Source organism: Amycolatopsis thailandensis (assembly GCF_002234405.1).
GTDB classification, from domain to species: Bacteria; Actinomycetota; Actinomycetes; order Mycobacteriales; family Pseudonocardiaceae; genus Amycolatopsis; species Amycolatopsis thailandensis.
Map to the genome: position 1 here is coordinate 1 of NZ_NMQT01000383.1, position 654 is coordinate 654.

Sequence of the window (654 nt, forward strand, 5' to 3'; positions counted from 1 at the left end):
GCAGCCCGGCCGCGGCGAGGGCCTCCCGGACCGCGAACTTGTTCGCGCACAAGGCGAACACCGACGCCGGGCAGCGCGCCACCCCGAGCAGCTCCGCGGCGTGGGCGGTGCTCGCGATGGCGCCGTCCGAGCCGGTGAAGAGGCCGGCCAGCGCGCCGCCGTCGATCTCCCGCACCTTCGCCGCGACGGCTTCCGGGTCGTGGACGTCGTCGAGCGCGACGACGTCGTCCACCACGCCTTCCAGTGCGGCACGCTCGGCCGCGTCCATCGGCGGCGCGAGCAGCACCACGCGGTGCCCGGCCGCCCGCATCGACGGCGCGACCTCGCCGACCCAGTGCCCACGGGCCTCCCTGACCAGCACTGCCGTACTCATGCGGCATCCTTCCCGGCGAGCTTGCGCTCCCGTTCCTGCGCCCCCACGAGGTCGTCGGGCAGCGAATCGGGCACCTCGGTGTCGAACCGGCGCAGCCGCCGCAGCGAGAACCCGCCCACGTTGATCAGCAGCAGGATCAGCGCGAAGACGACATAGGCGAGCCCGATGCCCCGCGTCTCGCCGGTGCCGAGCACGGCGCCGACCGACCCGGTCAGCGCACCACCCGGCGCCAGCAGGGGCGAGAACCAGCCGACCGCCAGTGGCGCCAGCACGGCGAACCC

1 protein-coding gene and 1 pseudogene are annotated in these 654 nt (G+C 74.8%); both read right to left on the reverse strand.

The window, feature by feature from the left end; translation table 11 throughout:
* A pseudogene (locus CFP71_RS43035) lies at nt 1-373 on the reverse strand (ATP-grasp domain-containing protein); the annotation flags it as partial.
* The coding region (locus CFP71_RS43040; protein ID WP_143267349.1) for a hypothetical protein at nt 370-654 on the reverse strand (285 nt) is incomplete at its 5' end. The gene CFP71_RS43040 and the pseudogene CFP71_RS43035, both read right to left, overlap by 4 nt.